At 65.7% G+C, this 26,047-nt stretch carries 20 protein-coding genes and 1 tRNA gene; 10 read left to right on the forward strand and 11 right to left on the reverse strand.

Annotated features, from left to right (window positions below; genetic code table 11):
- Window positions 1–2 precede the first annotated feature (2 nt).
- From HMPREF1224_RS35305 to mprF, 3 genes are all read right to left on the reverse strand, one after another.
- A complete protein-coding gene (locus HMPREF1224_RS35305; protein ID WP_003112597.1) occupies window positions 3–551 on the reverse strand; it encodes a cytochrome b in 549 nt (182 codons plus the stop codon).
- A 160-nt stretch (window positions 552–711) separates the two neighbouring features.
- Complete coding sequence (locus HMPREF1224_RS35310; protein WP_010793888.1) at window positions 712–1,995, reverse strand: virulence factor family protein; 1,284 nt, start codon at window positions 1,993–1,995, stop codon at window positions 712–714.
- Between the two features lies 1 nt (window position 1,996).
- Window positions 1,997–4,642, reverse strand: coding sequence for a bifunctional lysylphosphatidylglycerol flippase/synthetase MprF (gene mprF, locus HMPREF1224_RS35315; protein ID WP_010793889.1), 2,646 nt, complete (start codon window positions 4,640–4,642; stop codon window positions 1,997–1,999).
- 248 nt (window positions 4,643–4,890) lie between these two features.
- Between mprF and HMPREF1224_RS35320 the strand changes: the two genes are divergently transcribed.
- Window positions 4,891–5,250: a PA0921 family PhoP regulated protein gene (locus HMPREF1224_RS35320; RefSeq protein ID WP_003104747.1), complete on the forward strand. Its 360-nt coding sequence runs from the start codon at window positions 4,891–4,893 to the stop codon at window positions 5,248–5,250.
- 14 nt (window positions 5,251–5,264) lie between these two features.
- Here the strand turns inward: HMPREF1224_RS35320 and HMPREF1224_RS35325 are convergent, their stop codons facing one another.
- Window positions 5,265–5,579 carry a hypothetical protein gene (locus HMPREF1224_RS35325; RefSeq protein ID WP_003086015.1) on the reverse strand — a complete coding sequence of 105 codons (315 nt, stop codon included), beginning with the start codon at window positions 5,577–5,579 and terminating at the stop codon, window positions 5,265–5,267.
- 178 nt (window positions 5,580–5,757) lie between these two features.
- Window positions 5,758–5,834: transfer RNA gene (locus tag HMPREF1224_RS35330), tRNA-Met, on the reverse strand.
- Window positions 5,835–5,980: 146 nt separating this feature from the next.
- On the opposite strand from HMPREF1224_RS35330, the gene dinB reads away from it, so the two are divergent.
- Window positions 5,981–7,030, forward strand: a complete 1,050-nt coding sequence (dinB, locus tag HMPREF1224_RS35335) for a DNA polymerase IV (RefSeq protein WP_003086018.1) — start codon at window positions 5,981–5,983, stop codon at window positions 7,028–7,030.
- Between the two features lie 6 nt (window positions 7,031–7,036).
- On the opposite strand, the gene HMPREF1224_RS35340 is transcribed toward dinB, so the two are convergent.
- The 5 genes from HMPREF1224_RS35340 to gacS all read right to left on the reverse strand — a co-directional run bounded on the left by HMPREF1224_RS35340 (window position 7,037) and on the right by gacS (window position 13,783).
- On the reverse strand, window positions 7,037–8,965 hold the full coding sequence (locus HMPREF1224_RS35340) for a DUF3413 domain-containing protein (protein ID WP_010793890.1): 1,929 nt from the start codon (window positions 8,963–8,965) through the stop codon (window positions 7,037–7,039).
- A 112-nt stretch (window positions 8,966–9,077) separates the two neighbouring features.
- The gene (locus tag HMPREF1224_RS35345) at window positions 9,078–9,485 is read right to left on the reverse strand and encodes an META domain-containing protein (RefSeq protein ID WP_003086021.1); all 408 of its coding nucleotides are present in this window, start codon (window positions 9,483–9,485) and stop codon (window positions 9,078–9,080) included.
- A gap of 67 nt (window positions 9,486–9,552) precedes the next feature.
- Window positions 9,553–9,978, reverse strand: coding sequence for a hypothetical protein (locus HMPREF1224_RS35350; RefSeq protein WP_003086023.1), 426 nt, complete (start codon window positions 9,976–9,978; stop codon window positions 9,553–9,555).
- A 35-nt stretch (window positions 9,979–10,013) separates the two neighbouring features.
- Window positions 10,014–11,003, reverse strand: a complete 990-nt coding sequence (locus HMPREF1224_RS35355; RefSeq protein WP_003086027.1) for a 2-hydroxyacid dehydrogenase — start codon at window positions 11,001–11,003, stop codon at window positions 10,014–10,016.
- A 2-nt stretch (window positions 11,004–11,005) separates the two neighbouring features.
- On the reverse strand, window positions 11,006–13,783 hold the full coding sequence (gene gacS / locus HMPREF1224_RS35360) for a two-component system sensor histidine kinase GacS (RefSeq protein WP_003102426.1): 2,778 nt from the start codon (window positions 13,781–13,783) through the stop codon (window positions 11,006–11,008).
- A gap of 185 nt (window positions 13,784–13,968) precedes the next feature.
- On the opposite strand from gacS, the gene pirR reads away from it, so the two are divergent.
- From pirR to mazG, 7 genes are all read left to right on the forward strand, one after another.
- Window positions 13,969–14,688, forward strand: coding sequence for a response regulator transcription factor PirR (pirR, locus tag HMPREF1224_RS35365; protein WP_003102425.1), 720 nt, complete (start codon window positions 13,969–13,971; stop codon window positions 14,686–14,688).
- Window positions 14,688–16,025 carry a sensor histidine kinase PirS gene (gene pirS / locus HMPREF1224_RS35370; RefSeq protein WP_010895528.1) on the forward strand — a complete coding sequence of 446 codons (1,338 nt, stop codon included), beginning with the start codon at window positions 14,688–14,690 and terminating at the stop codon, window positions 16,023–16,025. Before pirR ends, pirS begins: the two co-directional genes overlap by 1 nt.
- 235 nt (window positions 16,026–16,260) lie before the next feature.
- Window positions 16,261–18,489, forward strand: coding sequence for a TonB-dependent siderophore receptor PirA (gene pirA, locus HMPREF1224_RS35375; RefSeq protein WP_003117107.1), 2,229 nt, complete (start codon window positions 16,261–16,263; stop codon window positions 18,487–18,489).
- Between the two features lie 249 nt (window positions 18,490–18,738).
- Entirely contained in the window at window positions 18,739–19,638 is a 900-nt protein-coding gene (gene cysM, locus HMPREF1224_RS35380) for a cysteine synthase B (RefSeq protein WP_003102419.1), read from the forward strand.
- A gap of 8 nt (window positions 19,639–19,646) precedes the next feature.
- Window positions 19,647–20,999, forward strand: a complete 1,353-nt coding sequence (gene rlmD / locus HMPREF1224_RS35385) for a 23S rRNA (uracil(1939)-C(5))-methyltransferase RlmD (protein ID WP_003102417.1) — start codon at window positions 19,647–19,649, stop codon at window positions 20,997–20,999.
- 84 nt (window positions 21,000–21,083) lie between these two features.
- On the forward strand, window positions 21,084–23,327 hold the full coding sequence (gene relA / locus HMPREF1224_RS35390; protein WP_003086042.1) for a GTP diphosphokinase: 2,244 nt from the start codon (window positions 21,084–21,086) through the stop codon (window positions 23,325–23,327).
- Between the two features lie 104 nt (window positions 23,328–23,431).
- Complete coding sequence (gene mazG / locus HMPREF1224_RS35395; protein WP_003086045.1) at window positions 23,432–24,262, forward strand: nucleoside triphosphate pyrophosphohydrolase; 831 nt, start codon at window positions 23,432–23,434, stop codon at window positions 24,260–24,262.
- Between the two features lie 42 nt (window positions 24,263–24,304).
- Here the strand turns inward: mazG and lpxO2 are convergent, their stop codons facing one another.
- Complete coding sequence (gene lpxO2 / locus HMPREF1224_RS35400) at window positions 24,305–25,243, reverse strand: lipid A hydroxylase LpxO2 (RefSeq protein WP_003086047.1); 939 nt, start codon at window positions 25,241–25,243, stop codon at window positions 24,305–24,307.
- Between the two features lie 232 nt (window positions 25,244–25,475).
- Between lpxO2 and HMPREF1224_RS35405 the strand changes: the two genes are divergently transcribed.
- The gene (locus tag HMPREF1224_RS35405) at window positions 25,476–26,015 is read left to right on the forward strand and encodes a DUF2058 domain-containing protein (protein WP_003086049.1); all 540 of its coding nucleotides are present in this window, start codon (window positions 25,476–25,478) and stop codon (window positions 26,013–26,015) included.
- Window positions 26,016–26,047 lie beyond the last annotated feature (32 nt).

Genomic DNA, 26,047 nt, shown 5'->3' on the forward strand with positions numbered 1-26,047 from the left:
TCTCAGCGCCGTTGCGGCAGCATCCGTACCAGGGTGTTGTCGCGGCTGACGAAGTGATGGAAGAGCGCCGCGGCGGCGTGCAGGCCGATCAGGAAATAACCGGCGTTGCCGATGGTTTCGTGCCATTCCTTGATTTGCCCGGCGAGGTCGGGGTTCTTGTCGACCAGCGGCGGTAGCTCCAGGCCGAAGAACGGTATCGGCTTGCCGGCGGCGCTGAGGATCAGCCAGCCGGCGAAGGGCAGGCCGATCATCATCAGGTAGAGGGCGTAGTGCATCAGCCTGGCCAGCGTCGCCTGCCAGGCGGGGATGGCGGGCTCTATGCGCGGGGTAGGGGTGGCCAGGCGCACCAGCAGGCGCAACCAGACCAGCAGGAAAACGCTCAGGCCAAGCATGAAGTGCCATTGCTTGAGCAGTTCGCGGGTTTCGCTGCCCTTGGGGAAATTGCCCTTCAGTTCGATACAGGCGTAGACCCCGGCGATCAGCAGCAGGGTCAGCCAGTGCAGGGCAATGGTCAGGCTCCCATAACGGGATTCGGTGTTTTTCCAGCTCATCACGGTTCCTTCTCTTCGGCTCTCGGGAGCCCGCTCTGCGGCGGGTCGGCCGGTATTCTCGGCGGCTCCGCTGAAGCCAGCCTGAATGCCCCCGGCAGGCTCAGTCTAGCTGGCGCCGGCCGGGGACAAGAAGGGCGGAGCGGGGAGAGCTTGATCGCGATCAGGCGTCGGGAGCGTTCTCGCGGTCGCGGATGGCCTGGAGCATCTTCTTCGCCAGGGACAGGTAGTCCTCGTCGAAGTGGTGGCCGCCCGGCAGTTCGAGCTTCTCGCCGACGGCCTGGGATTGGGTACAGCCGCTTTCGTCCTTTTCTTCGGCGCCATAGATGCAGAACACCTTGGCTGCCGGCAACCTGGCCATTTCCGGGCCGGTGGCGGCTTCCTCGCCGGCCTTGCCCAGCCAGCCTTCCACTTCGATCTCGAAGCTGCCGGTCCGCGCCAGCGCCAGCAGCAGCATGGCTTTCACTTGCTGCTGGTCCTTTCCGGGCAGGCGGTTGTAGATCGCCGGCAGGATGTCAGCGCCGAACGAGTAGCCGGCCAGGACGAAACGTTTCGCGCCCCACTTCTCGCGGTAGTGTTGCATCAGCTTGGAGAGGTCGGCGGCGCTCTGTTCCGGGCTCTTGTGTTGCCAGTAGTAGCGCAGGGTGTCGATGCCGACCACCGGGTAGCCCATGCTGGCCATATGCTCGGCAGAGTCCTTGTCCAGGTCGCGCCAGCCGCCGTCGCCGGAATAGAACAGGGTGACGATGTCCGAGGGTTTCGCCGCGGGGACCTCGAGTACCGGCAGGGCCTCGGCGTTGCCTTGCAGTTGCAGGCGCAACTGATGGGCGAGCACGTCGGACAGCGGGGTGTCGTAGTCGCTGATGCTGGTTTCCGCGCTCGACTGCTTGCGGACGAAGACTGCGGTGTCGTCGTCCGGGTTGTCGTTCCAGGCCAGCAGCCACTGGCCGTGCGACGCCTGGTGCGGCAGCGGGGCGTCGCAGTCGCGCTCGGCCAGGGCAATGTCGAAGCCGACCGAGAGCGCCTTGGCCTTGTCGTCGTCCTGGCTGGCGAGCCAGCGCCAGGCGGTGGTCGAGCCCGGGCCGATGCCGGCGACCAGGTTCGGCTTGCCGCCGAGGTGGGCAATGACCGCTTCGAGCCGGGACTGCTGCGCCCTGCAATCGCCGTTTTCCGGGGGGAAGTACTGGATCACCCGGGCGGCGCTGTCGTGAGCCAGGTTCAGCATCTGGGCGTCGTTCAGTTGCTGTTCGGGGGCGGCGATCACCACCACCCGCGAGCGCGGCTTCTCGCCGGGTTCGGCAAGGGTGGCGTGGCCGCCGTCGTCGAGGTCCAGGGCTTCCAGTTTCGCCTGGGCCGCCGGTCGGCTCCAGAGCAGCAGGGCGGCACCGACGATCAGCACCAGGGCGGCGACCAGAAAACGGCGCCAGTGACGTTTCACGACAGACATATCAGCGTTTCACCAATCCAGTCAGGCCGCCGGCGATCAGCGCGGCGGTATCGGCCAGGGCCACCAGCGGGTCGAGCCCGGCTGGCACGGCCAGGTAGCGGGGTTCCCAGTCGGGCTGGAACTTGTCCTTGAAGCGTCGCAGCCCCTGGAAATTGTAGAACTGTTCGCCCCGCCGGAAGACCAGCGCGCCCAGGCGCTGGGTCAACGGCGCGCCGCGCCTTGGCTGGAGCCCGGCCAGCGGCACCATGCCGAGGCTGAAGCGCGCGTGGCCCTGGGCCTTGTAGTGGAGGATGAGGCCGAGCATGAGGAACTCCATGGTCAGCTTCGGCGCGTCCGGGTGCACGCGCATCAGGTCGAGGCTCGCCAGTTCGCGGCTGTCGGTCTCCAGCAGGTTGGCGAAGGCCACCGGCTTGCCCTGGTGGCGGACGATGGCGATGCGGAAGAAGTTCAGGTACGTCGGGGTGAAGCGGCCCAGGGAGAAGCCTTTCTCGCGCACCTGCTTGCCGCCCAGCCAGGCGTCCGATATCGCCTTCAGCTCGTCCAGCGGAGCCTGGCCCGGTTCATGGAACTCCAGGGCCAGGCCGTCGCGCTGGCCGCGGTTCCAGGTGTAGCGCAGGTCTTTCATTTCCTTGCCCTTGTTCTCCAGGTCGAAGCGCAGCAGGTCGACTCGCGCTTCTTCGCCGAGCTTGAGGGCGGTCAGGCCAATGTCCATGTAGAACGGCAGGTTCTCGGCACGCACCTGGTAGAACACCGGGCGGGCATGGTGCAGGTCGCAGAGGTCGCGGAACTGCCAGATCAGTTCGGCGCGCTGCATGGCCGGGCCGATCGGGTCGTACAGGGCGATCATGCTGCGACCGCGGCGGGCGTACATGAGGAAAGCGTCGTCGCTCTCATGGAAGAGCAGGGCCTTGTCGCCGGTCAGGGCCAGGCCGCCATCCGGCTGGTCCGAGTGGCGGATGATCCGCGCCGCGCGCTGCAGCTCTTCCGCGTTCGGCTCGCGGATCGCCGGCGGTGCCGCGCGCAGCAGCCAGCCAAGGGCCAGGGCCAGGAGCAGCAGGCAACTGCCGAGGGCGGCGCGCAGGGCGCGCGGGGCGTCGGCGTCCAGGGCGAACTGCCACCAGAGCTGGTTGCTGTAATGCACGTCCTGGTTGGCGAACAGCAGCAGCCAGACCGAGGCGCCGACCACGCAGATGCTGGCGCCTACGTAAAGCGGCGAGAAGGGTACTTCCATCAGCCGGCTGGGACGGTAGAAGGAGCGGCGGAACATGGCGAGCAGCGCGGCGGTCAGGCTCAGCAGGCTGGCTTCCTCCCAGTCGAAGCCTTTCAGCAGCGAAAGCAGGGCGCCCACCAGCAACAGCACCAGGGTCAGGGCCCAGGCGGCCGACAGCCGTCGGCGCAAACCCTGCGCGAGCAGGAGGCAGAGCACGCCGATCAGGCTGGCGACCAGGTGCGAGGCATCGATCAGGCGATGTGGAATGAGGAAACCGAGGTGTTCCAGGCGGGTGTCGATCGCCGGTGTGGCGCCGGAAAACAGCAGCACGACACCGGAGAGGAAGACCAGGATCGCCAGGATCGGTGCGGCGAAACCCGAGGCGACGCGAATCGCCTGGCGCGTCACCCACAACCGGCGCGCTTCGAGGAACAGCAACAAAAGGCAGGCCAGCAGCAGTGGCAGCACCACATAAATCAAGCGGTACAAGAGCAGGGCCGCGGCCAGCGGCGCGGCGCCCAGTTGGCCGGCGAACGCGGCCAGCAGCACCGCCTCGAACACCCCGACTCCGCCCGGTACGTGGCTGAGTACGCCGGCGGCCAGGGCGAGCAGGTAGACCAGCAGGAACGCCGCGAAGGGTGGGGTTTCCGGCAGCAACAGATAAAGGACGGTAGCGGCGGCGGCGACGTCGAGGGCGGTGATCAGCAGTTGCAGCAGCGATAGGCGCAGGCCTGGCAGGCGCAGGCTGCGGCGGCCGAGGCGGACCAGCAGGCTGTCGGGGGACGGCCGTTCTCCCGGCAGGCGGTGCCGGGCCAGGAACGCCACCAGGCCGACAGCCAGCGACAGGACGGCGATCGCGATGACGGCGACCAGGGCGCGGGGCAGGTGCAGCGCCGACGCCGCATCGTCGAGGTCGCAGAGTGCGGCGAGTGCCGCCAGCACCGGCAGTGCGCAGCCCAGGGAAAGGCTGGCAAATAGCGTCATCCGGGCAATTTCGGCAGCGCCGATGCCATGCCGGGAATACAGTCGGTAGCGTACGGAGCCGCCGGAAAGCAGCGACAGGCCTACCGCATTGCCGATGGCGAAGGCGCTGAAGCCGCCGGTGGCCAGGCTGCGCATGGGCAGCGTGACGCCAGCGAAGCGGCTGGCCGACCACTCGTAGCCGAGCAGGATGACGAAGCCGAGGGCGGTCGCGCTCAGGGCGCCGAGCAGCGCCGGCCTGGGCACGTCGGCGATGGCATCGTGGAGGGCGCCGGGATCGATCTCCCGTAGCAGGTGGTAGCAGGCCACCAGCGCCAGGCCGAACAGCAGCAAGGTGAAGACCAGGCCGATGGGCTGGCGGTAGGCGGTAATCCGATCGATCAGCCGGATGCGTTGTGGGGACGCGGGAGAGCTGGGTGGAGCGGGATGTTCTGGAACGGGAGCGTCGGTGCGCATCAGCCACCTCATGGGAATTTGCGCGACAGAGTATGGCCTCTCGGGCGAGTTCCCAAGTGGTCGCAGCAGATTTTTTCTGTGCGGGGCGGCGTCCTGTCACAGGGAGAAGACCGCCGGGTTTTTCAGGAGTTGCGTCGGCGAAGTGGCCGAAGGCCATTTGCTGGTGTTCGTTCAGCGATGGTTCAGCTTGCCGTGGGCATAGTGGCGGCTTGCACTGTCCGACCATTTCCGAGGGGGGAAGGGTGACGATGATCCAGGCGGGCATTCATGTCGGCGCCGGAGTCGTGCTGGGCGTGGCCGCTGGATGGTGGCTGGGGGATTGGGAACAGTCGTTGCAGGTCAAGGATTCGGTGGCGCGGGTCGATTGCCTGTTGTACGGCGCCCTGCTGGTGGTGTTGCTCCGCCACGACGGTTGGTTGCGCCGCCTGGGCCTGTTGGGCCTGGGGCTGTTCTGCGGTTCCCTGCTGGTCTATTCGGTGAATCCGGCAAGCCTGTTCGCTGCGAAAGAGTCCTGGAGCCTTGCGCGGATCTCCATGCGGGCCTTCGGTCCGCTGGTGATGCTGGTCGTGGGGATGGCCTGCGCGCGCCTGGCACACGAGTTGCGCTGACGCAGGCGTTGCGCTCACGCCGGAGTCAGGTGACGCGATTCCTCGCGGTATTCCTTCAACCAGCGCAGCACCTCCACGGCCTCCCAGCGAGAGGGGTCGTACAACGCATAGATCTCGCCCTGGTAGCCGACCACATCGAGCGGCCGGTGGAAGCCGGCGCGCTGGAACAGCGCCTCGATCTCGGCGAAGCAGGTGTTGAAGTGCACGCGGGTGAACGGCGTCTTGCCGTCGGTGACCAGGCCGTCCATCTGCAGTTCGTCCACTGCCTGGCGGATGTCGTCGAGTTCCATCCGGTTCACGCTGCGCTTCAATTGTTCGACGTTCAGCATCTGTCTGTCCTTTCCGTATCCGTTACCGAGCATTCATCGAAGGCTGAGCTGGCTGTACGAATATACAGTTAAATGTGCGATGATGCGAGCGAACGGAGGGCGAGGCGATGCAGTGGAACAGGAGGGGCGGAATGCAAAAAGCCCCGGCGCTATCGCTAGTGCCGGGGCTTTTCGAATGTGGTTGCGGGAGCTGGATTTGAACCAACGACCTTCGGGTTATGAGCCCGACGAGCTACCAGACTGCTCCATCCCGCGTCTGTGTGGGCGCATTCTACGGACTCTCGTCGGGCTGTCAATCGATTTTTCGAAAAAAGTGTTTTTTCTTCAAATGCTTAGCGCTTGCCCAATGTTAGAATTCAGCGCTCCGGGGCAGGCCCGGCGGGGCTTGTAGCGAGATTCCGGTGCGGAAAATCATCCATATAGACTGCGACTGTTTCTACGCCGCCCTCGAGATGCGCGACGACCCCAGCCTGCGCGGCAAGGCGCTGGCGGTTGGCGGTTCGCCGGACAAGCGCGGAGTGGTCGCCACTTGCAGCTACGAGGCGCGAGCCTATGGCGTGCGCTCGGCGATGGCCATGCGCACGGCGCTCAAGCTGTGTCCCGATCTGCTGGTGGTGCGCCCGCGTTTCGATGTCTACCGGGCGGTGTCGAAGCAGATCCATGCGATCTTCCGCGATTATACCGATCTGATCGAGCCGCTTTCGCTGGACGAGGCCTACCTGGACGTCAGCGCTTCGCCGCATTTCGCCGGTAGCGCCACGCGGATTGCCCAGGACATCCGCCGCCGGGTGGCCGAGGAGCTGCACATCACCGTTTCGGCGGGCGTCGCGCCGAACAAGTTCCTGGCCAAGATCGCCAGCGACTGGCGCAAGCCGGACGGGCTGTTCGTGATTACCCCGGAGCAGGTCGACGGGTTCGTCGCCGAGTTGCCGGTGGCCAAGTTGCATGGCGTCGGCAAGGTCACGGCGGAGCGCCTGGCGAGGATGGGCATCCGCACCTGCGCCGACCTGCGCCAGGGCAGCAAGCTGAGCCTGGTGCGCGAGTTCGGCAGCTTCGGCGAACGCCTGTGGGGACTGGCCCATGGTATCGACGAGCGACCGGTGGAAGTCGACAGCCGGCGCCAGTCGGTGAGCGTCGAATGTACCTTCGATCGCGACCTGCCGGACCTGGCGGCTTGCCTGGAGGAACTGCCGACCCTGCTCGAGGAGCTGGACGGACGCCTGCAACGCCTGGATGGCAGTTATCGGCCGGACAAGCCGTTCGTGAAACTGAAGTTTCACGATTTCACCCAGACCACAGTGGAACAGTCCGGCGCCGGGCGCGACCTGGAGAGCTACCGGCAATTGCTCGGCCAGGCCTTTGCCCGTGGCAATCGTCCGGTGCGCCTGATCGGCGTCGGCGTGCGCCTGCTCGACCTGCAGGGCGCCCACGAACAACTCAGGCTGTTCTGATGCTCCTCATGGCCTCAACGAAGTCGCGAGGCTCCGCGGCGACGGCTCTTCCCCTACCGGCAAGGCGCTGAAGCGGCCGAGATCCTGCAGCAGTTCCAGGCGTGCTGCACGGAGTGGGCCGCGTATGGCTTCCTGTTGTTCCACGTCGAGCGGGCGGTCGTCGCCATCGCTCACCGGACCGTGGTGACGGTCCGCGCCACGCAGTGGGAAGCTCACCTTGAAGCCTTCGCCCAGGTAGGCGATGCGCGTGGTATCGGCGCTCACCGCATAGTCGCGATGGTAGTCCGCTGCGAGCAGGTCCTGTCCCAGCGAGTAGTCGCGGGGCGGATTGCGTACGCCCAGCAGCGGCAGGAGCGTTGCGGGCAGGTCGATGTGGCTGGTGATGCCGCGGACGGCACGGGGCGCCTGTCCGGGAATGCTCAGCACGGCGACGGTGCCGGTCTGGTAGCGATTGAACTCGGTATTGTGGCCCCAGCGCGAGCGTTCCATGAACTCTTCCCCATGGTCGCCGAGCACCACTACCGCGGTGTTTTCCAGCAGGTGCTGGTTTTCCAGGTGCTGCAGCAGGCGGCCGATCTGTGTATCGACTTCACGCACGGCATTCAGGTAGCGGTTCTTGATCAGCGGCATCTGCGCCTGGAAATCGGTGGTCAGGTAGTTGAAGTTGACCAGATAGGGGCGGATTTTCGCGGTCTCGTCGCGGAAGCTGTAGTTGGCGTGGCTCGACTCGAGGAACAGGCAGGCGAAGAACGGCCGGTCGGGTAGTCGGCGATCGACGAAGCGCAGCAGGTCGTCGGTGTTCCGGGCGTCGCGCTGCCAGGCAGGCTCCGGGCTATCCAGCACGTGCAGGTCCTGGGGGCGCAGGTTGACGAACACGCTGCGGTCGAAGGGCGGATAGCTGAAACGTTGCGCGGCATTGATCCGGAACTGGTAGTTCTGCTGCCTGAGTACCTCCATGAGCACCGGCGGCTGGCCGGCCTTCAGCACGGCGTCCCAGTAGCCGCCGTGCAGCCCGTAGAACATGCCGAAGACGCCCATCTGGGTCAGGTTGCCGCTGCTGTAGTGGTTGTCCAGGCGGATCGCCCGGTTGGAGAAGTCCCACAGCCTGGGCATGTAGCGCGGATCGAGCATGTCCCCGCGGAGCGACTCGGCGACGATCCAGACGATGTTCAATGGGTGCGCCGGGGCGCTGATCTCCAGCGGCCGGAGAGGATAGTGCAGGTCGCTCTGCTGCTGGAGCAGCTCGCGCTGGGTGGGCGTCGGCTGGATGCCCAGGCTTCGCGCCAGGCTGCGGACGGTCAATGGCAGGTAAAGCGGATAGCGTTCGCTGGCCAGCAGGATCGGCCGGTAGTCGCGCAGGGAGCTGAACGCATAGACCAGGCGTTCGCCCAGGGCCAGGCAGAGGAAGGCCGCCAACAGGTAGCGCCAGGCGCGCCGAGGGAGCGCGGGAAGGCGTTCGCGGCTGACCTGGCAGGCGCTGTACAGCAGCACCTGCAGGCAGAGCAGGGCCAGGGCCGCCAGGCTTGCGCTGAGCAGGGTGCCGTCGCCGCTGCCGAGGCTGGAGAGGCCGCCGGGCGAGACCAGCAGGCCGATGCTGAAACCGTTGAGGTGGAATCCGTACAGGTCGTAGAGGGTGCGGTCGGCGTAGAGCAGTATCTGTACCGCCGCGCTGCCGACGATGGCCAGCACGCCTGCCAGCCACGGACTGAGGCGCACGGGAGGGCGATCATGGAAATGCAGGAGCAGTCGGCAGGCGAGGTACACCGGGACTATATAAAGGAAGGCGTAGCTCAGGCTGGCAGCGACGCTCCAGAGCGGCAGCCAGGCGTCGTCGAAGACGATCCCGTCCTGCAGGCGCAGCACCTGCCAGAGCACCACCAGCCACGACAACAGAAAGAAGCGGTTGAGTGTCTCGGTGCTGGGTGGGGCGAACATCAAGCGTCTCCGGGCGAGGATGCGGAAGCCTAGGGACGTGGTGGTCAAGCGGGAATGAAATGGATGTCAAAAAAATGTAAACGGGCGGCGCCGGGTAGCGCCGCTTCAGGCTTCAGTCGTGCTCGGGAACCAGGCGCAGCGGCTTGCCTTCGGCCGGCCACAGGCGCAGCTCGTCGGACGGCGAAATGTCCCAGTGCTGGACGCTCTGCAGCAGGGCCAGGAAGCGCCGTTCCTGCTCCATGATCTCCGCTGCGCACAGGCGGCGGGTGCTGCCGATGGCGCCGAACTGAAGGAGGTCGTCCTGCAGGGTGTAGCTGGCGAACCAGTGGTTGCAGCCGCCATTGCCGAAGGCGCGGCCCTGGCCGTCGAAGGTCAGGCTGATGTGGCTGTAGTCCATCGTCGGTTGTGCGCCGACCCAGTCGACCTGGTAGGCCTGCTCGGTTTCCAGGGTGGTCTCCTGGCTGGCGCAACCGCCCAGGACCAGGGCGGTGGAGGCGAAGAGGGCGAGAGAGGGTTTCATGGCGTTTCCTTTGCGCATTTCGTACGGGCGATAGTTCACAGACCGTCGGTCGGACGGAGCGTTCGCCCTACTGGCATTTCGGGCACAGGTGCTTGCCTTCGCGGCTGCTCCAGCCCAGTTCGTGAATGCGCTCTTCGGCGGCCGGCGCCAGGGCCTTGCGACCGAGACTGGCGTCCACGGCGAACTCGAAGTCGAGACGAGCCTGGCACTGGTCGCAGTCGACCTGCCAGGTATGGATCGCCAGTTCGCGGAATGCCGGGCCGCGGGCGACCGCCAGCCACTGGCCGGGTGGGTTGATCAGGTGGCGAACCTTTTCCACGGTCAGGCGCATGCTCAGGGTCTTGCTGCCCTTGAGGCTGACCAGCAGCACGTCGTCGGCCTTGATCGAGCCGCCGGTGCCGGTGACCTGGTAGCGCCCCGGGGAGAGCGCGCGGCATTCGTTGAGGGTGTATTGCGGGTTGAGCAGGGTGTAACGGAAATCGTGTTCAGCCATGGAGCCTCCAATCAGCCGCGCATGCTACCACGCCATCAGGCCCGGACCCGATTGCGCGGCGTCCCGTCCTGCCAGGCGGCGATGTTGTCCAGGGTGGTGTCGGCGATCGCCGCCAGGGCCTCGCGGGTAAGGAAGGCCTGGTGGGCGGTCACCACCACGTTGGGGAAGCTCAGCAGGCGTGCCAGCACGTCATCCTGCAGGGGCTGGTCGGAGCGATCCTCGAAAAAGATATCCGCTTCCTCTTCATAGACATCGAGGCCGAGGTAGCCCAGTTGTCCGCTCTTCAGCGCCTCGATCAGCGCCGCGGCGTTCACCAGGGCGCCACGGCCGGTATTGATCAGCATCGCGCCGGGTTTCATCGTCGCCAGGCGCTGCGCGTCGATGAGGTGGCGGGTGTCGGCGGTCAGCGGGCAATGCAGGCTGACGATGTCGGACTCGGCGAGCAGGGCGTCGAGCGCCAGGTAGCGGCCGCCGAGCGCTTGGATGCGCGGATTGGGATAGGGATCGTAGGCCAGCAGCTCGCAGCCGAAGCCGGCCATGATGCGGGCGAAGGTCTCGCCGATCTGTCCGGTGCCGATCACTCCGACGCGTTTGCCGTGGAGGTCGAAGCCGGTCAGCCCATGCAGCGAGAAATCGCCCTCGCGGGTCCGGTTGTAGGCGCGGTGCAGGCGCCGGTTGAGCGTCAGGATCAGGCCGACCGCGTGCTCGGCGACAGCGTGCGGCGAATAGGCCGGGACGTGCACCACCGGCAGGCCGAGCGCTTCGGCGGCGGCCAGGTCGACGTGGTTGTAGCCGGCCGAGCGCAGGGCGACCAGGCGCGTGCCGCCAGCGGCCAGGCGTTCCAGCACCGGCCGCGAGAGGTCGTCGTTGACGAAGGCGCAGACTACTTCGAAGCCCTGGGCGAGGACCGCCGTGTCCGCCTGCAGGTGGGCCTGCTGGAAGTGCAGTTCGAAGCCGTGCCGGTGGTTGCTGGCCTGGAAGCTCTCGCTGTCGTAGGCCTGGGTGCTGAAGAACAGGATGCGCATGGTCAGAGTTCGCTGGAGTCGAGGCTGGTGGAGGAGAGGTGGGTGGTGGCCGAGGCAGTGTCGGCCAGGGCCTCGATGGCCTTGTCCAGCTCGTCCAGGGCCGCGGCCGCCGCCGGATCGTTCTGCTTGAGCAGGGTTTCGCTGGTCTGGCAGGCCGCGCGCAACTGCGGCACGCCACAGTAGCGGGTGGCGCCATGCAGCCGGTGGACCCTCTCGAGCAAAGCGGTGCGGTCGTCGTTGTCGCGGGCCTGGCGAATCGCCTGGCGGTCCGCCGCCAGCGAGGCCAGCAGCATCGCCAGCATGTCGGCGGCGAGGTCGGCCTTGCCGGCGGCCAGGCGCAGCCCTTCCTCGGGGTCGAGCACGCTCAACTGGCCGAGCTGCGGCGCACGGCTCATGCTGGCCAGCGACTGGCCCAGGCTCAGTCCGGTCCACTTCAGCACTACCTGGGCCAATTGCTGTTCGTCGATCGGCTTGGTCAGGTAGTCGTCCATGCCGGCCTGCAGCAATGCGCGCTTCTCGTTGGAAAGCGCATGTGCGGTGAGCGCGATCACCGGCACCGGGCTGACTTCCCGCTCGGCCTCCCAGCGGCGGATCGCCTCGGTGGCCTGGCGGCCGTCCATGCCGGGCATCTGCACGTCCATGAAGACCAGGTCGAAGCGCTCGCGCTGCACTACCTCGAGGGCCGCGTAGCCGCTGTCCACCGCGGTGACCTGGGCGCCGAGGTCGCTGAGCAGGGTCTGCACCAGCAGCAGGTTGGCCGGGTTGTCGTCGACGCAGAGCAGCCGTGGCGGCCGTCCGGAAACCATGGCGTGGGGCTTGTCGCTGCGCGTCGGGCGGACTTGAAGCAACTCCTGCAGCTTGCGTTGCAGCTTGCGGGTGCAGGCGGGCTTGGCCTCGACCTGTTCGTCGGGCAGGGTCGCGTGGTATTGCGCCTGCTCGGTGGTCGGGCAGAGCACCAGGGTCTTGCAGCCGAGCCGTTCGAATTCCCAGAACGACTGGCTCAGCTCTTCCGGCGGATGGATCGCGGCCGAGACGCCGAGCACCGCCAGGCTGATCGGCAACTGGCCGGGCGGCGGGTTGCGCAGGCTTTCCTGGAGGCTGTCGAGGTCGGCGAATTCGCTCACTTCCAGGCCGAAGTCGGTGAGCTGGTGGTGCAGCGAGCGGCGCGTCAGTTCCTGCGGTTCGAGCAGCGCCACGCGTTGGCCCGCGGCCCAGGAGGCGCCCGGCTCCTCGTTGTCGTCGCGACTTTTCGGCAGACTCAGGCTGATCCAGAACTCGGCGCCTTCCCCAGGCGTACTGTCGACGCCGATCTCGCCGCCCATCTGCTCAATCAGGCGCTTGGAGATCACCAGGCCCAGGCCGGTGCCACCGGCTTGCCGCGACAGTGAGTTGTCGGCCTGGCTGAAGGCCTTGAACAAGGCTTGCTGGTCTTCCTCGGAGAGGCCGATACCGGTGTCCTGGACGCTGATCCGCAGCTGCGCGCGGTCGTCGCTTTCGTCCTCGAGCATGGCGCGTACGGCGACGGTGCCGCCCTGGGTGAACTTGATGGCGTTGCCGACCAGGTTGGTGAGGATCTGCTTCAGCCGCTGCGGGTCGCCCTGCAATTGGATCGGGGTATCCCGGTAGACCAGGCTGACCAGTTCCAGTTGCTTCTCGTGGGCGGCCGGAGCCAGCATGGTCAGGGCGTCCTGGATCAGGTCGCGGAGATTGAAAGGGAGGTTTTCCAGAACCAGCTTGCCGGCCTCGATCTTCGAGAAATCGAGGATCTCGTTGATGATCCCCAGCAGGCTTTCCGCCGATTTCTGGATGGTCGTGAGGTAGTCCTGCTGGCGCGGGCTGAGCTCGCTCTTCTGCAGCAGGTTGGTGAAACCGAGGATGCCGTTGAGCGGGGTGCGGATCTCGTGGCTCATGTTGGCGAGGAACTCGGACTTGATCCTGCTCGCCTCCAGGGCCTCCTTGCGCGCCAGGTCCAGCTCGATGTTCTGGATCTCGATGGTTTCCAGGTTCTGCCGTACGTCCTCGGTGGCCTGGTCGATGTTGTGCTGCATTTCCTCCTGGGCGCTCTGCAGCGTTTCCGCCATGCGGTTGATGCCAGAGGCCAGTTCGTCCAGCTCGTTGCTGCCCATCGGTGGCAGGCGGGTTTCCATGCGGCCTTCCTTGAGCTGGGCGACGCCCTGGCTGATCAGTTCCAGCGGCGCGTTGATCGCGCGGCTCATGCGCAGGGCGAGGAGGGCGGTGACGCCGAGGCCGGCGGCGATCAGCAAGAGGCTGGTGAACAGGCTGCGATATCCGCGCAGCAGAGTCCCGTGGTGCGACAGTTCCAGTTCGACCCAGCCGAGTACGCGCTCGTCGTCAGGCTCGGTGGCGCCGGACAGGCTGTGGTGGCGGCCAAGAACCGGTAGCAGGAAGTGCGTGGTGTCCAGTTCGGTGGACATGCTCAAATGGCTGGCGTCGCCGGCCGGGGCGACGGTGAGCATGCTTGGCCCGGCATGGGCGAGGCGTTCCTGGCGGGCGTCGAGGAAGGTCACCGCGCGCACGTCCGGTTGGTCCAGCGCCTCGTTGGCGATGCGGTTGAGCACGGCGGTATCCTTTCGCGCCAGCGCGGTGGCGGCCAGCGGCGCCAGTTGTTCGGCGATCAGTTGCCCGCGCTCGATCAACTGGGCGCGCATGTCGGACAGCTGGACCCAGGTGAAGTAACCGCCAAGCACCATCGCCAGCAGGCTGGTGGGGAGCAGGGTGAGCAGCAGTACGCGCCCCTTGATGCCGAGATCCTTGAACACACGTCTCTCCGTCGAGCCAGATCGGGATGGCCGACGCTCCCCGGCCATACGTTTACCCCGCGCAGTTTAGCGGGTCGCGGAAGGGGAATCTGCACCGATGTGCGCAGCCCGGCGGATTCGGCTTGCGACGAAGCGGAAAGATCGTGAATACTGGCACGATTGCTAATCAATCTTATTTGGCTGCCATGTTCCCATCCCTGACGCCCGACCCCCGACTGCTGGCCATCGAGGACGATCCGACACTGGGCGCACATCTGTTCCAGCACCTCAATGGCAGCGGTTTCGAGGTGACCTGGTGCCGAGACGGGGAAGAGGGGTTGGCGGCTGCGCGCAGCGGCGGCTATGACCTGATCCTGATGGACATCATGCTGCCCGGGCGCGATGGCCTCGAGATTCTTCGCCAACTCCGCCAGGAGCAGGCGCTGCCGGTGATCCTGATGTCAGCCCTGGGCGCCGAGCAGGACCGCATCGCCGGGTTCAGCCAGGGCGCCGACGATTATCTGCCGAAGCCTTTCAGCCTGGCCGAGCTGCGGGTACGCATCGATGCCATCCTGCGTCGGATCGCCCTGGAGCGGGGGGGCGCGCCGGGCCGCTGCGCCGAACCGCTGGCGCGGCCCTCGCTGCAATTCTCTGCCGATGTCTGCGATGTCAGCCTTGGCGAGCGGTTCGCCGGCCTGACGCCGACCGAATACCGCCTGCTGGAAACCTTCCTCGCCGCGGAAGGCGAGACCCTGACCAAGGCCTTCCTTTACCAGCATGTCCTGCACCGCGGTCATACCCAGCATGATCGCAGCCTGGACATGCACGTCAGTCACCTGCGGCGCAAGCTGCAACGCCTCGGTTACGCCGGTCACCAGTTGCATACCGTCTGGGGCAAGGGTTACGTCCTGACACCGGCGCCATGATGCCCAACCGTCATTCGCTGTTCTGGCGCCTGGCCCTGGTGCTGGTGGCGTTCTTCCTGCTATCGGTATGGCTGTCCTGGACCTGGGGACGCAGTGCCGAACTGAAGGGTTACTACCTGTCCGCCGAAGCCCGCTCCGCCTTGGCGGATTATGCGCGGCGAGCCGAACGTGCCTGGCTCGACGATGGCCGCGAGGGCATCGACCGTTGGCTGGCCGAGCCGCGCCAGCGGGCGCTGGACTGGGTGGTCGTGCTCGACGGACGGCTGCAATCGCTGGGCAGTCGTCCGCTCACCACGGAGGAAGCCGAGCGCCTGACTTTCCTGCGGGGCGTCGACTGGCCGATGAGCTCCCGCTCGTTGTCGCGGCCGTTCATCAGCCTGCGCTTCCCCGAACATCCGGAGCAAGGCCGGGTGGTCCTGCGTCTTCCCGCCGAGTTCGTCCCTCCCGGCTTGTCGCCGGCCAAGCGCCTGGTCACCCATGGCCTGGTGCCGGCCGGGCTGGCCCTGCTGCTGGGAGTGTTGCTGTATCGGCGCTGGATAGTGCCGCTGGGACGCCTGCGAGCGCAGGCCAATGCCCTGCGCGGCAACGACCTGACGGCGCGTACGCAGGCAGAGATCAGCCGGCGCAGCGACGAGTTGGGCGATCTGGGGCGGGCGTTCGACCATATGGCCGAGCGACTCGACGAGCACATGGTGTTGCAGCGCCAACTGCTCCGCGATCTCTCCCACGAGCTGCGCACGCCGCTGGCGCGCCTGCAGGTGGCGGCAGAGGGCACGCTGTCCGCGCAGCTCCTGCGCGAGCGCCTGGAGCAGGAGGTACAGGGCATGCAGCAACTGGTGGACAACACCCTGGAGCTGGCCTGGATGGACACCGAACGCCCGGTATTGGCGCTGGAGGACATTTCCATCCCGGCGTTATGGGACCTGCTGGTGGAGAACGCACGCTTCGAAAGCGGCTGGGCCGCCGAGCGGTTCCGCAGCGCTCTGCCCGAGGATTGTGTCGTGCGTGGCAACCTCAATGCACTTGCCCAGGCCCTGGAGAACCTGCTGCGCAACGCCATCCGGCATTCGCCGGAAGGCGGCGTGATCCGCCTGCATGGTCGGCGCGAAGGAAGTTGCTGGTGGCTTTGCCTGGAAGACCAGGGCGAGGGTGTGGCCGAGCACCAGTTGGAGACCATCTTCCGCCCGTTCACCCGGCTGTCTTCGGCACGTACCGGCAAGGGCTTCGGCCTGGGACTGAGCATTGCCCGTCGCGCCGTGGTGCTCCAGGGCGGCCGCCTATGGGCGGAAGCCGCCGATCCGGGGCTGCGCCTGTGCCTGGTGCTGCCTTCTGCCTAGCGAGGCGCAGGTGCCTTTACATTTGGCCTGGATGTAAATGATCTTTACTCTCTTTTGTTAATGATTATCATCCGTGCCGATCTCCTCGGCCGGCCTTGTTCCGGGTCTGCGCCCTGTCCTACCCGTGCCGAGACGTCACCCGCGCAACGCCGGCGACCCAGGCTTCAGAAAAAACGTCAACGTATCCCTCGTGGCTCGCCTGCTACCCGTTTTCCCTCGACAGGAGTAGTCACGCATGTACCCCCAATTCCGTCGCGGCCATCTCGCCGCTGCCGTCCTTTTCGCTTCATCGAGCCTGCTGGGCGGGCAGGCCCTGGCCGAGGACGAGCGCCTGGAAGAACTGGACGAACGCGCCGAATCGGTGGTCCAGCTGGGTGACGAGGTGGTGCTGGGCACCGCCGAACAGGAGCTCAAGCAGGCACCGGGGGTATCCATCATCACCGCCGAGGACATCAGGAAGCGCCCGCCGGTGAACGATCTCTCCGAGATCATCCGCACCATGCCCGGGGTCAACCTCACCGGCAACAGTTCCAGCGGCCAGCGCGGCAACAACCGGCAGATCGACATCCGCGGCATGGGGCCGGAGAACACCCTGATCCTGGTCGACGGCAAACCGGTCAGCTCGCGCAACTCGGTGCGCTACGGCTGGCGCGGCGAACGCGACACCCGCGGCGACAGCAACTGGGTGCCGCCGGAGGAGGTCGAGCGCATCGAGGTCCTCCGTGGGCCCGCGGCGGCACGCTACGGTTCCGGCGCGGCGGGCGGGGTAGTCAACATCATCACCAAGCGCCCGACCGATCGTTTGCGTGGTTCCATGACGGTGTTCACCAACATTCCGGAAAGCTCCAAGGATGGCGCCACGCGCCGCGCCAACTTCAGCCTTAGCGGGCCGCTGACCGAAGCCTTGAGCTTCCGCGCGTACGGCAGCGCGAACAAGACCGATTCGGACGATACCGACATCAACCTCGGACATACCGTCAACCCGAGCCGTACCGTGGCCGGACGCGAAGGGGTACGCAATCGCGATCTCAGCGGGATGCTGTCGTGGCAGGTGACCCCCGACCAGGTCGTCGATTTCGAAGCGGGCTTCAGCCGACAGGGCAATATCTATGCCGGCGATACCCAGAACAACAACGGCACCGCCAATACCCAGGGACTCGCCGACGACGGTGCGGAGACCAACCGCATGTATCGCGAGAACTACGCCATCACCCACAACGGGACCTGGTCGTTCGGTACTTCCAGGTTCGTCGCCCAGTACGACTCCACCCGCAACAACCGTCTGGAGGAGGGGCTGGCCGGTTCCGTCGAGGGGCAGATCGGCGCCGACCGTTCGTTCAGCACCAGCAAGCTGGAGAACTATCGCCTCAGCGGCGAACTCAACCTTCCGTTGCATGCGTTGTTCGAGCAGGTGCTGACGGTGGGCGCGGAGTGGAACAAGGAAACCCTCAACGACCCGTCCTCGCTCAAGCAGGGCTTCGTGGGAAGCGATAGCTTGCCGGGGACCCCCGCGGCCGGCTCGCGAAGCCCGAAAAGCAAGGCGGAGATCCGCGCGCTGTACGTGGAAGACAATATCGAACTGCGCCCCGGCACCATGCTCACCCCCGGGCTGCGCCTGGACGATCACAGCGACTTCGGCCTGAACTGGAGCCCGAGCCTGAACGCTTCCCAAACGCTCGGCGAATACTTCACGGTCAAGGCCGGTATCGCACGGGCCTTCAAGGCGCCCAACCTGTACCAGAGCAACCCGAACTACCTGCTCTATACCCGTGGCAACGGTTGCCCGATCCAGACTAGCAGCGGCGGCTGCTACCTGGTCGGCAACGAGAACCTGGACGCCGAGACCAGCGTAAACAAGGAACTGGGCATCGAGTTCCGGCGCGATGGCTGGGTCGCCGGGCTCACCTACTTCCGCAACGACTACAAGAACAAGATCGTCGCGCCGCTGGATGTCATGGGACAGACCGGGACCGGCAACAACATCCTGCAATGGAGCAACGCGAAGAAAGCAGTGGTCGAGGGCCTGGAAGGCAACCTGCTGGTCCCCCTGCACGAGGACCTGAGCTGGAGCACCAACCTGACCTATATGCTGCAATCCAAGGACAAGGACACCGGCAACCCGCTTTCGGTGATCCCCGAGTACACCCTGAACTCGACCCTGGACTGGCAGGCCAGCGAGCGTCTTTCCACCCAACTGACCAGCACCATCTACGGCCGCCAGGAGCCGCCGAAGCATGGCACCAGCCGCAACACGCCGGTGGTCTCGCGAAAAGAGGTGGGTACCTATGGCATCTGGGGCGTCAGCGCCGGCTACACCTTCAGCGAGAACCTGAGCGTACGGGGCGGGGTAAGCAACCTCTTCGACAAGCGCCTGTACCGCCAGGGCAACTCCTTCGACGCCGGCGCGGCAACCTACAACGAGCCGGGTCGCGCCTACTACGTTTCGATGACCACCTCGTTCTGATCGCCGCGGCCAACGCGCTTTCACCGGCAGGCGCAACGCCTGTCGGACCTTTCTTTGGCGTTGGTCAGGCATCGGCTGTCCAACGCCAGGTTTTCTCTTCGGACGCCTCTGGTCATCGCATCGCATGCCGTTTCGGGCGGTCTTTCGGCTGAATCGGCATGCATGACCGGATATTGCGGTGCTAGGGTCCGGCCCCAGTTTCCCGGTATCATGCTCAGCCTTTACCGTCAGTGCCGAACGAGTGCCTCCATGACCGTGCAGTACCCGACTATCGCCGACTGCGTTGGCAATACCCCTCTGGTGCGTCTGCAGCGCCTTCCCGGGGAAACCTCCAATACCCTGCTGGTGAAGCTCGAAGGCAACAACCCGGCGGGATCGGTGAAGGACCGCCCGGCCCTGTCGATGATCACCCGTGCCGAACTGCGCGGCGACATCCGCCCCGGCGATACGCTGATCGAGGCTACTTCCGGCAACACCGGCATCGCCCTGGCCATGGCGGCGGCGATCAAGGGTTACAAGATGATCCTGATCATGCCGGACAACTCCACGGCCGAACGCAAGGCGGCGATGACCGCCTATGGCGCCGAGCTCATTCTGGTCAGCAAGGAAGAGGGCATGGAGGGCGCGCGCGATCTGGCCGACAAGCTGCAGCGCGAAGGCCGCGGCAAGGTCCTCGACCAGTTCGCCAATGGCGACAACCCGGAAGCCCATTACCACAGCACCGGCCCGGAAATCTGGCAGCAGACCGGCGGCAGCATCACCCATTTCGTCAGCTCCATGGGCACCACCGGGACCATCATGGGCGTCTCGCGCTACCTCAAGGAGCAGAACCCGGCGGTGCAGATCGTCGGCCTGCAACCCATGGAGGGCTCGGCCATCCCGGGAATCCGACGCTGGCCGCAGGAATACCTGCCGAAGATCTATGACGCCAGTCGCGTCGACCGGGTCGTCGACATGCACCAGGACGAAGCCGAGGACATCATGCGCCGGCTGGCCCGCGAGGAAGGCATCTTCTGCGGCGTGTCCTCCGGTGGGGCGGTGGCGGCGATGCTGCGCCTGTCCCGCGAACTGGAGAATGCCGTGCTGGTGGCGATCATCTGCGACCGCGGCGACCGCTACCTGTCTTCCGGCGTCTATGACCCGCGCTGAGCATGTCCATGGCCAGAAATAAGGGCGGGCTGCGCTTCCAGCCCAGCGGTGGTGCGCGCGGTCCCGCGATACCGGTAGGCAAGAAGCAGCGCCTGACCATCGAGCGCCTGGCCCATGACGGCCGAGGTATCGCCCACGAGGCGGGGATGACCTGGTTCGTCAGCGGAGGGCTGCCTGGCGAGGAACTTGAGGCCCGGGTGCTGGGCGCACGAAGCAAGGTGGTCGACGCGCGCAGCGAGCGCCTGTTCAGCAGTAGCGACCTGCGTCGCCGCGAGCCCTGCACTGTAGCGGGTCGCTGCGGCGGCTGCACCCTGCAGCACCTGGAACACGGCGAGCAGTTGGCCCTGAAGCAGCGTACCTTGCAGGAGCAGTTGCAGCGTTTCGCCGGGATCGAGCCGGAAGAATGGGCCGCCCCTCTGGTCGGGCCCGAATTCGGCTATCGGCGCCGCGCTCGGATCGCCGTGCGCTGGGATGCCAGGGCGCGGCGTCTGGATGTCGGCTTCCGTGCCTCGGCCAGCCAGGAGATCGTCGCCTTCGATGAGTGCCTGGTCCTGGTGCCGCCTTTGCAAACGATTGCCCGTGCCCTGCCTGCTCTTCTGCAGGACTTCCGCAAGCCGGAAAGCATCGGCCACGTGGAGCTCTTCCATGGCACGGCCAGTGCATTGCTGTTGCGGCATACGACTGCCCTGGTCGACGAGGATCGCCAGCGCCTGGCCGCTTTCTGCTCCGCACACCAGGCCCAGCTCTGGCTGCAAGGTGCGGAACAGCCCTTGCCGGTGGAGCCGGCCGCCGAACTGGGCTACTCCTTGGGTGACTGGCAACTGACTCTGGCATACCGACCCGGAGACTTCGTCCAGGTCAATGCGCCGGTGAACGAGTCGATGATCCGCCAGGCCCTTGACTGGCTGGCGCCGACCGCCGACGAGCGGGTCCTCGACCTGTTCTGCGGGCTGGGCAATTTCTCCCTGCCGCTGGCGCGCCGGGTGGCGCGGGTAGTCGGGGTGGAGGGCGTGGCGGCGATGGTCGAGCGGGCAGGCGCCAACGCGCTGGCCAATGGCCTTGGCAACGCGCACTTTTTCCAGGCCGACCTGTCCAAAGCGCTTGCCGAAGCGCCCTGGGCGGAGCAAGGTTTTACCGCTGTGCTGCTCGATCCGCCGCGCGACGGCGCGTTCGAGGCGGTACGCGAAATGAGTTCTCTGGGTGCCCGGAGGGTAGTCTATGTATCCTGCAATCCGGCGACCCTGGCGCGCGATGCTGGCGAAATGGCCAGGCAGGGCTATCGTCTGAAGCGCGCCGGAATCCTCGATATGTTTCCGCAGACCGCACATGTCGAGGCCATGGCTTTGTTCGAGGCAGGCTAGGATGCCTGCGTAATCCGACCAGCCCGTTCGAAGGCTGGCGCAGTCATCGGTGGGCTACGCGCACCGTGGTAAAGGGTAGGCAAGATGGTACAGGTGAGAGCGCACCAGCCGGTCAACACCGACGGCAGTATCAACCTCGAGGCCTGGCTGGACCACGTCCAGAACCTCGTCCCCGGGCTCGATCGTCAGGGCTTGCTGGAGGCTTGCGAGTTCGCTCGCGAATCCGAGCAGCGAGCGATCGCCGCACAGAACTCCTGGGCGGAAGGCACGTCCAGCTTCCAGACCGGACTGGAAATCGCCGAGATCCTCGCGGATCTCAAGCTGGATCAGGAGTCCCTGGTCGCCGCGGTCATCTATCGAGGCGTGCGGGAAGGCAAGATCACCCTGGAAGCGGTCAACAAGCATTTCGGGCCGGTGGTGGCCAAGCTGATCGAGGGCGTGCTGCGCATGGCCGCGATCAGCGCCAGCCTCAATCCGCGCCATTCCATGGTGCTGGGTACCCAGGCGCAGGTGGAGAACCTGCGCAAGATGCTGGTGGCGATGGTCGACGACGTTCGCGTCGCCCTGATCAAGCTGGCCGAGCGCACCTGCGCCATTCGCGCGGTGAAGAACGCCGACGAGGAAAAGCGCCACCGCGTCGCCCGGGAAGTCTTCGATATCTACGCGCCGCTGGCCCACCGCCTGGGCATCGGGCATATCAAGTGGGAGCTGGAGGACCTGTCCTTCCGTTACCTCGAGCCCGACCAGTACAAGCAGATCGCCAAGCTGCTGCACGAGCGCCGGCTGGATCGTGAGCAGTACATCGCCAACGTGATGAGCCAGTTGAAGGAAGCTCTCGCGGCCACCGGCGTACAGGCCGATCTCAGCGGACGGGCGAAACACATCTATTCGATCTGGCGCAAGATGCAGCGCAAGGGCCTGGACTTCAGCCAGATCTACGACGTTCGCGCCGTGCGCGTGCTCGTTCCGGAGATGCGCGACTGCTACACCGCGCTGGGCATCGTGCATACCCTCTGGCGGCACATTCCCAAGGAGTTCGACGACTACATCGCCAACCCCAAGGAAAACGGCTATCGCTCGCTGCATACCGCAGTGATCGGCCCCGAGGGGAAGGTGCTGGAAGTACAGATCCGTACCCACTCCATGCACGAAGAGGCGGAGCTCGGAGTCTGCGCGCACTGGCGCTACAAGGGGACCGACGTCAAGGCCAGCTCCAACCATTACGAGGAAAAGATCTCCTGGCTGCGCCAGGTGCTCGAATGGCACGAGGAACTGGGCGACATCGGTGGCCTGGCGGAGCAACTGCGGGTCGATATCGAGCCGGACAGGGTCTACGTCTTCACTCCCGACGGCCATGCCATCGACCTGCCCAAGGGCGCGACCCCGCTGGATTTCGCCTATCGGGTCCACACTGAAGTCGGGCACAACTGCCGCGGGGCGAAGATCAACGGACGCATCGTGCCGCTGAACTACAGCCTGCAGACCGGCGAGCAGGTCGAGATCATAACCGGCAAGCACAGCGGTCCGAGCCGCGACTGGCTGAACAGCAACCTGGGCTACGTCACCACCTCCCGGGCGCGGGCGAAGATCGTCCACTGGTTCAAGCTGCAGGCGCGGGACCAGAACGTCGCTGCCGGCAAGGCCCTGATCGAACGCGAGCTGTCGCGCCTGGCGCTGCCGCCGGTGGATTTCGACCGGCTGGCGGAGAAGGCCAACGTGCGTACCGCCGAGGATATGTTCGCCGCTCTCGGCGCCGGCGACCTGCGCTTGGCGCACCTGGTCAACTATGCCCAGCAACTGGTCGAGCCGGACCGCGACAGCGAGCAACTCGAACTGATCCCGCGCAAGCCGAGCAAGATCGGCCACGGCAAGCGCGGCGACGTGCAGATCCAGGGTGTCGGCAACCTCCTGACGCAGATGGCCGGCTGCTGCCAGCCGCTGCCGGGAGATCCCATCGTCGGCTACATCACGCTGGGCCGTGGGGTCACCATCCACCGCCAGGATTGCGCCACCGCGCTGCAACTGGCGGGACGCGAACCGGAGCGGATGATCCAGGTCAGCTGGGGGCCGGAGCCGGTTCGCACCTATCCGGTGGATATCGCGATCCGTGCCTATGATCGTTCCGGCCTGTTGCGCGACGTGTCCCAGGTGCTGCTCAACGAGCGGATCAACGTTCTGGCGGTGAATACCCGTTCGAACAAGGAAGACAACACCGCGACCATGCAACTGACCATCGAGATTCCCGGTCTGGACGCTCTTGGACGCCTGCTGGCGCGCGTCTCGCAACTGCCCAACATCATCGAGGCGCGGCGCAACCGTACGCCTTGAGGCGAGGCGGAAACAGGCCACGGGCGCTCGCAGGCTGCCCGTGGCCTTTTCGTTTCCGGAAAGGGCAGAATGCCCGGACCGTTCACTGAAGACCCGAGATACCCATGTACCGACTCGACGACCTGCTCCACCTCATGGCGCGCCTGCGCGATCCCGAATTCGGCTGCCCCTGGGATCTCCAGCAGAGCTACGCGACCATCGTCCCGCACACCCTGGAAGAAGCCTACGAAGTAGCGGACGCCATAGAGCAGGGGGATTTCCCGCAATTGCGCGAGGAACTGGGCGACCTGCTGTTCCAGGTGGTCTATTACAGCCAGTTGGCTCGCGAAGAGGATCGCTTCGCTTTCGACGAGGTGGTGGACGGCATCACCCGCAAGCTGATCCGTCGACATCCCCACGTATTCCTCGATGGCGATCTCTATGGCAAGCCCGATGCGGCGAAGCTGGCCGAAGCGGCGGTCAAGCAGCGCTGGGAAGAACTGAAGGCCGAGGAGCGTGCCGCCAAGGCCAAGGAGCCGCAGCAGTTGTCGCTGCTGGATGACGTTCCTGTCGCCCTGCCGGCGTTGTCACGGGCGGCGAAGCTGCAGAAGCGCGCGGCGCAGGTCGGCTTCGACTGGCCGGAAGCGCTGCCGGTGGTGGACAAGGTTCGCGAGGAGCTGGACGAAGTCCTCGAGGCGATGGCAGAGGGTGACGAGGGTGCCGTGGGCGAGGAGGTTGGCGACCTGCTGTTCGTCGTGGTCAACCTGGCCCGGCATCTCAAGGTCGATCCGGAGGCTGCTCTGCGCCAGGCCAACGGCAAGTTCGAGCGGCGATTCCGGTTCATCGAGCGGAACCTGCGCGAAGCCGGCCGGAAAGCCGAAGAGTGTTCGCTGGAGGAACTGGACAGCCTCTGGGGCGAGGCTAAGAAAGCGGAGAGGAGCGCGCCCGGCTGTTAATGGGAAAATTACCGTGGCAGCCGGGCTGCCACGGCATCTGAATCAGCCGAAGATCCAACGATAGAGGATGACCAGCAGGATCACCGCCAGCACCGGGCGGAGGATTCGGTAGGCCTTCGGGTAGGCGCGTTTGAAGCGCTTCACCTGGGCGCCGATGGCATTGCCGCCGCGAATGGCGACCGAGTAGGCCTGGTTGATGCTGCCGACGCGTTCGCCTTCGACGTTCTGCGGTGCGGTCGCACGCCCGAGAATGCCGCTGATCCAGCGATTGAGGCGGGTCAGCAGGCGGGAGCGGAGCGGCCGCTCGATATCGCAGAAGAGAATCACCCGGGTCTGCTCGGTCTCGTTCTTCACCCAGTGGACGAAGGTTTCGTCGAACATCACGTCTTCGCCATCACGCCACGCGTAGGGCTGGCCGTCGACGTAGATGCGGCAGTTGTCCGAATTCGGCGTGGACAGGCCGAGGTGATAGCGCAGCGAGCCGCCGAAGGGGTCGCGGTGCGGATTCAGGTGGCTGCCGCCGGGAAGCAGGGTGAACATCGCGCCCTTGACGTTGGGGATGCGGCTCACCAGCTCTACGGTCTTCGGGCAGAGCTGCTGGGCGGAGGGCAGCGGGCCGTCGTACCAGGTCAGGTAGAAGCGCTTCCAGCCTTTCTTGAAGAACGAGCCGAAGCCGGCTTCGTTATTGTTCAGGGCAGCCCGGATATAACCCTCGTCGAACAGGTTGAGGGCTTCTTCGCGGATGGTTTGCCAATTGTTCTTCAGTTCGTCCAGCTCCGGAAAACGGCTGCGATCCAGATAGGGCTTCGAGGGAACGCTGGAGAACAGGTACATCAGCGAGTTGTAGGGGGCGAACCAGGCGGAGTGGTTGACCAGTTGGCGCAGGAAGGGCAAGCGCGCGCGCCCACGGAAATGGACGAACAGGACGCTGGCGACGAACAGGCCCACCAGAGTGACTTTTACCAGGAGAGAAACGCTCATGCCTTGCTTTCCATGCCTTCGATATCAGGGGCCGGGAGGAGTGCCTGCGGGTGCTCGGGACGGTAGGGAGGGGTCTCCAGGGCATGCGTGGCAGTTTGCGAGCCGCCGAGACTTGCGTTGAGGCGGCTGAGGCTGGAGGATTATACCCCCTGCGAGGGCCGGCTGAACCCCAGTCGGCTGGAAGATTATGCCGCACCCCACCGGGCGTGCCACGCGAGCGAGTCGTTGACGAATGAGCATGTCATTGCGTGACCAGTTGCTGAAAGCCGGGCTGGTCAATGAGAAACAGGCCAAGCAGGCCACCAAGCAGAAACAGAAACAGCAGCGCCTGGAGCACAAGAACCAGGTCGACAAGGACGACTCCCAGCGCCAGGCGGCGGAGCAGGCCAAGGCGGAAAAGCTGGCGCGCGACCAGGAGTTGAACCGCCAGCAGCAGGAAAAAGCCGAGAAGAAGGCCAAGGCCGCGCAGATCAAGCAACTTATCGAAGGGACGCGCCTGCCCAAGCTGGAAAGCGACGACTACTACAATTTCGTCGACGCCAAGAAGGTCAAGCGGATCGCGGTCAACGACCTGATCCGCGACAAGCTGAGCCGAGGCAGCCTGGCTATCGTCAGCTATGACGGACGCTACGAGATCGTGCCCCGGGATGCGGCGGTGAAGATCCAGGAGCGCGATCCGCGGCGGGTGGTGCTGCTCAACGTACAGAGCCAGGAGCCGGACGAAGACGATCCCTACAAGGACTATGTGGTGCCCGACGATCTCATGTGGTGAGGCCCGCATCCGGAGTGTCGCTTGACCGGTAC

The organism is Pseudomonas sp. P179 (genome assembly GCF_000478485.2).
GTDB lineage: Bacteria > Pseudomonadota > Gammaproteobacteria > Pseudomonadales > Pseudomonadaceae > Pseudomonas > Pseudomonas aeruginosa.